This is a genomic window from Oscillibacter sp. KLE 1745, from assembly GCF_000469445.2.
Classification (GTDB): Bacteria; Bacillota; Clostridia; order Oscillospirales; family Oscillospiraceae; genus Oscillibacter; species Oscillibacter welbionis.
Genome location: NZ_KI271758.1, coordinates 1 through 5,362 on the forward strand (window position 1 = coordinate 1; position 5,362 = coordinate 5,362).

The window sequence follows — 5,362 nt, forward strand, 5'->3', positions numbered from 1 at the left end:
CGGGAGGGCGCCTGCCATGGCTGGGACCACGCCCGGCCTCCTGCGGGACAGCCGCCCGGAGCACCAGATCCCCGCGGGGGGTGGCGCAGCAGCCGCAGCGTCAGCGCACCGCTCCCGTGGGGGGCCGACCATCCAACAACCTCAACCCCGGACGGCCGTCCGGGGATGCGACCAAAAGGAGCTGTCTGTATGATTAAGATCACCACCGACTCCACCTGCGACCTGCCGCGGGATCTGCTGGAGCGATACAATATCACCGTGACCCCGCTGGGGATCATCAAGGCGGGGAAGCTGTACCAGGACGGGGTGGACATCCGCACCGGGGACATCGCCGCCCATGTGGACGCCGGCGGCGAGATCACCACCACCAACGCCGTCAATGTGGCGGACTATGAGGAGCTGTTCCGCCGTCTGATGGAGGAGTATGACGCGGTCATCCACCTGAACATCGGCATGGGCTTTTCCAGCTGCCACCAGAACGCCCGCCTGGCGGCGAAGGAGGTGGACGGCGTGTATGTGGTGGACTCCGCCAACCTGACGGTGGGCCATGGGATGCTGGTGCTGGCCGCCGCAGAGGCCGCGGAGGCCGGGAAGTCTGTGACGGAGATCCTGGCGATGCTGGAGGAGATGATTCCCCGGGTGGAGACCAGCTTTGTGCTGGACCGGCTGGATTACATGAAAAAGGGCGGCCGCTGCTCCACCGCCACGGCCCTGGGTGCCAGCCTGCTGAAGCTCCACCCCTGCCTGGACGTAGTGGACGGCAAGCTGCCGGTGACGAAGAAGTACCGGGGCTCCATCGAGAAGGTGGTGGAGGAGTACGTCCGGGACCGGCTGCGGGACCGCACGGACCTGGACACCCGCCGGGCCTTTCTGGTGGACACCTGCCCGGACGACCACCTGGCCTCCATCGCCCGGGAGGTCCTGCGTCAGGACGGGCGGTTCCAGGAGATCATCGAGGCCAAGGCGGGGTGCACCATCTTCTGTCACTGCGGCCCCGGCACCCTGGGCGTGATCTTCCTGCGGAAGGCGTGAGACCGTGCGCGCTGCGGGCGGCAGGCCCGGCGGCCCGCTTCCCGCGCCCTGGCATCAAACAGAAGAGCCGGCCCCTCTGGGGACCGGCTCTCTTTGCTGGAAATCAGATTTACTTGACGGCGATGGCCTCGATCTCGCAGAGCACGCCCTTGGGCAGCTCTCGCACGGCCACGCAGCTGCGGGCAGGCTTGGAGGTGAAATACTTGGCGTACACCTCGTTGAAGGCGGCGAAGTCGCCCATGTCCGCCAGGAAACAGGTGGTCTTCACCACGCTCTCCAGAGTGACGCCGGCGGCCTCCAGAATGGCGCCCACGTTCTTGCAGCTCTGCTCCGCCTGTGCGGCGATGCCCTCGGGGATAGCGCCGGTAGCGGGGTCCACGGGAATCTGGCCGGAGGTGATGACCAGGTCGCCGAAGGCGTAGCCCTGGGAGTAAGGGCCGATGGCGCCCGGAGCGTTGGGGGTGGAAATCACGGTTTTCATGGGAAAACCCTCCTTTGATCGATTTGGATACCTTCATCATAACATCCGCCGCAGAAAAGTCAACTACCGGCGCTTGTGAAAAAGGGAAAATCGTGGTATACTTTTTTGGAATGTCTTACAGGAAGGGCGGACGGCCCGCCGGAAGGAGAAGAGCAAGTATGAGCGATTTGAGGGAAGTCCTTCAGGAGAACAGCTATCTGCGCCAGAAGCAGCTGATCTTCGCGGACTGCGACCGGTACCAGCGGGCCCGGGTGAGCACGCTGTTGAGCATCGCCGCCGCCGTGGCCGGGGCGGACTACGACGCCCGGGGCCTGACCTATGAGAAGCTCTATGAGATGCGGGAGGTGTTCCTGCTCTCCCGCATCGCCCTGCGGATCCATCGCTGCCCCAGGGCGCTGCAGGTGGTGGACGTCACCACCTGGGAGGACGGCGTCAAGGCCGCCCACATGCAGCGGGTGTATGAGATCACGGACAGGGAGGGGCTTCTGGTGTCCATCCGCAGCGACTGGATTCTGGTAGACCCGCAGACCCGGCGCATCATGCGGCCCGGCACCTTCACAGCCAAGAAGCTGGGCACCTGCCCCAAGGCCATCGACGCTCCGGAGCCCCGGAAGATCCTGCTGCCCCGGGAGGGGGTTGAGGATCTGGGCACCCGGAAGGTGGTCTGGTCCGACCTGGACGGTAACGGCCATGTGTACAGCGGCAACTACGGTGACTTCGTCTGGGACTACCTGCCCGCCGACCTGCAGGAAAAGGTGCCCCGGGAGTTCTTCATCAATTACAGCAAGGAAGCCACCCTGGGCCAGGAGCTGCGGATGGTGGGCTGCCGCAAGGGCGGCGAGTATCTGATGGAGGGCCTGGGCCCGGAGGGCGTCTGCTTCTCCGCCCAGTGCGTGTTTTAAGATGCGGGCGGAACCATTTTCCCTGGGCGGGATGCCGGCCCTCCGCTGGGGGCGGCCCAGCCGGCAGGGGATCCTCTACCTCCACGGCCAGGGCGGAAGCAAGGCGGAGGCTGCGTTCTTTGCCGCCGCGGCGGCGGACGCCGGGTGGCAGACCGTCAGCGTGGATCTGCCCGGCCACGGGGACCGGGAGTCAGAGGCCGCGGCTCTGGTCCCCTGGCAGGTGGTGCCGGAGCTGCGGTGCGCCCTGGCGGAGCTGCGGGGCAGATGGGACCGGGTGGGGCTCTTCGGCTCCAGCCTGGGGGCCTGGTTCGGCCTGCTGGCATATCCGGACGCGCCCCTGGCGGGGGCGCTGTTCCTCTCTCCGGTGGTGGACATGGAGGCCCTGATCCGCAAAATGATGGGCTGGGCCGGTGTCAGTGAGGAGCGGCTGGCCCAGGAGGGGCGCATCCCCACAACGTTCGGCCAGACCCTCTCCTGGGAATATCTGCGATACGTCCGGACCCACCCTGCCCGCCGGTGGCGGACGCCCACGGCCATCCTGTACGGCGCCCGGGACCATCTGACGGACCGGGAGACCGTGGAGGCCTTTGCCGCCCGGAATGGCTGCCGCCTGACTGTGGAGGAGGCCGGAGAGCACTGGTTCCACACGCCGGAGCAGCTGGCGGTGGTGGACCGCTGGCAGCGTGCCTGCCTGGCGGACCTGGAATAAGAGAACAGCGAAGCGCCGCCCCGCATCCGCGGGGCGGCGCTGTGATTTGAAGCGGGAGCAGAGCTCAGAACCCGTACAGCATGGAGCGGCTGATGTCCGCCAGGGAGTGGGCGCCGCACATAGCCATGGTGTCGGCCAGCTCGGCCTTCAGCTTTTCCACATAGGTCTTGACGCCCTCGGCACCGGCACCGTACACCATGGTGACGAAGGGCCGGCCGATCAGCACCGCGTCCGCGCCCAGGGCCAGGGCCTTGAACACGTCCATGCCGGTGCGGATGCCGCCGTCCACCAGAATGGTCATCCGGCCGCCCACAGCGTCCACGATGGCGGGCAGCACCTCTGCGGTAGAGGGGCACTGATCCAGCACCCGGCCGCCGTGGTTGGACACCACGATGCCCTTGGCCCCGGCCTCCAGAGCTTTCTTGGCCCCGGCCACGGTCATGATGCCCTTGACGATGAAGGGCTTCTCCGCCATGGCAACGATCTCGCGCAGCTCCTCCACAGTCTTGCTGCCGGCGGGGGGCGTCATGTTCTTCAGGAAGGGCAGGCCCGCCGCGTCGATGTCCATGGCGATGGCAAAGGGATCTGCGGCCTTCACCAGGTCCATCTTCTGCCGGATGGTCTCCAGGTTCCAGGGCTTGACGGTGGGCACGCCGCAGCCGCCGTTCTTGGCGATGGCCGCCGCAGCGCCCTCCATGACCGCAGGGTCCGTGCCGTCGCCGGTGAAGGCGGCGATGCCCGCTTCAGCACAGGCGGCCACCAGGATGTCGTTATAGGCCAGATCGTTGTACTTGTCCCCGTAGTGGAGCGTCATGGCGCCCACCGGGGCAGCGAAGACCGGCAGGTCCACCGTGCGGCCGAACAAGGTGAAGGAGGTGTCCACCGGCTTGTTCTCGCAGATGGTGTCCATGTTGACGCACAGCTCCTGCCACTTCTGATAGTTACGGATGAAGCCGGTCCCGATGCCCTTGGCGCCGGGGCCGGGGACGGTGTTCCTGCAGGCCAGGCCGTTGCACACGGGACAGGCCTTGCAGTAGGGGCCCATGGCGCCCCGCGCTTGTTCCAGAACTTCCTGATATGTCATAGATTTTCCCCTCCGAATTGTTTTCCGAAAACCGCGGCACGCCGCGGAAGGCTACCTTGATTGTACTCCCTTTGAGAGAAAAAGGCAACCTTTGGCAGAGAAGTTCCCGGGCGCAAAAAGAGGCTGGAAAAATTTTTTGTTTTCCTGCAACATACGGCCCGCCTTTCCGTCTGAATAGGCAGAGGCCCCGGTTTGGAAGCGGGGCGTGAAAAGGAGGGTATTGGAATGAAAAGAGGCTTTGCGTGGCTGCTGACGCTGCTGGCGCTGCTGGGTCTGCTGTCCGGCTGCGGCGGTGGTGGTGATACGACTGCGTCGGACACCGCCTCCAACAGCGCCGCCACGGAGGGGGCGGACGACCCGGGCGGCTCCTACGGCGCCTGGGCGGAGGCGGAAGTGGCTGAGGACTCCGGCGGTACGGCGGAGGACGGTGCCTCCGACCGTCTGGAAAACGCCAAGATGATCTACACCGCCCGGATGGAGGTGGAGACCACCGCCTTCGACACCGCCGACGCGGACCTGCGGACGCTGGTGAAGGTCCTGGGGGGCTATTTTGAGCAGGCGGCGGTCCATGACTACGGCAGCGGCTATCGCTCCGGCGACTACAAAGTGCGCATCCCCGCGGATCAGTTCCAGCCTTTCCTGGACCGGGTGGGGACACTGTGCCACGTCACCTATCAGGAGCAGACCAGCGAGAACGTCAGCGAGGCGTACTACGACGCGGAGAGCCGCCTGGCCACTCAGAGGACCAAGCTGGAGCGGCTGCAGAACCTGCTGGCCCAGGCGGAGAATATGGAGGACATCATCACCATCGAATCCGCCATCTCCGACACGGAGCTGGAGATCGAGCGGCTCACCGGTACCCTGCGGCAGTATGACGCCCTGGTGGACTACGCCACTGTCTATCTCTCCCTCCAGGAGGTGTACCAGCTCTCCAATGTGGAGGAGCCGGCTACCAGTTTTGCAAGCCGCATGGGCGCGGCCTTTGCCTCTGGCTGGCGGGGGTTTGTGGGCGCACTGGAGAGTCTGGCCGTGGCCCTGGCCTACGGCTGGGTGTGGCTGCTGCTTCTGGCGGCGGTTGGCACCGTGGCGGGCCGCCTTCTCTGGAAGAGGAGGCGCAGGGAGCGGCAGGCCGCCTCCAAGGAGTCGGAGAACAA

General features: G+C 65.9%; 6 protein-coding genes. 4 read left to right on the top strand and 2 right to left on the bottom strand.

From position 1 onward, the window contains the following. Positions 1–189: 189 nt before the first annotated feature. Positions 190–1,032, top strand: coding sequence for a DegV family protein (locus HMPREF1546_RS14530; protein ID WP_021749283.1), 843 nt, complete (start codon positions 190–192; stop codon positions 1,030–1,032). A gap of 109 nt (positions 1,033–1,141) precedes the next feature. Here HMPREF1546_RS14530 and HMPREF1546_RS14535 read toward each other — a convergent pair whose 3' ends face one another. Continuing rightward, the gene (locus HMPREF1546_RS14535) at positions 1,142–1,513 is read right to left on the bottom strand and encodes a RidA family protein (RefSeq protein WP_021749284.1); all 372 of its coding nucleotides are present in this window, start codon (positions 1,511–1,513) and stop codon (positions 1,142–1,144) included. Between the two features lie 158 nt (positions 1,514–1,671). Here HMPREF1546_RS14535 and HMPREF1546_RS14540 point away from each other — a divergent pair, with 158 nt between their 5' ends. Continuing rightward, positions 1,672–2,415, top strand: coding sequence for an acyl-[acyl-carrier-protein] thioesterase (locus HMPREF1546_RS14540; RefSeq protein ID WP_021749285.1), 744 nt, complete (start codon positions 1,672–1,674; stop codon positions 2,413–2,415). A gap of 1 nt (position 2,416) precedes the next feature. Further along, complete coding sequence (locus HMPREF1546_RS14545; RefSeq protein WP_021749286.1) at positions 2,417–3,124, top strand: carboxylesterase; 708 nt, start codon at positions 2,417–2,419, stop codon at positions 3,122–3,124. A 64-nt stretch (positions 3,125–3,188) separates the two neighbouring features. On the opposite strand, the gene HMPREF1546_RS14550 is transcribed toward HMPREF1546_RS14545, so the two are convergent. Continuing rightward, complete coding sequence (locus HMPREF1546_RS14550; RefSeq protein ID WP_021749287.1) at positions 3,189–4,208, bottom strand: alpha-hydroxy-acid oxidizing protein; 1,020 nt, start codon at positions 4,206–4,208, stop codon at positions 3,189–3,191. A gap of 225 nt (positions 4,209–4,433) precedes the next feature. On the opposite strand from HMPREF1546_RS14550, the gene HMPREF1546_RS14555 reads away from it, so the two are divergent. Then, positions 4,434–5,362, top strand: a 929-nt coding sequence (locus HMPREF1546_RS14555) for a DUF4349 domain-containing protein (protein WP_021752068.1), incomplete at its 3' end; no start/stop codon positions are given.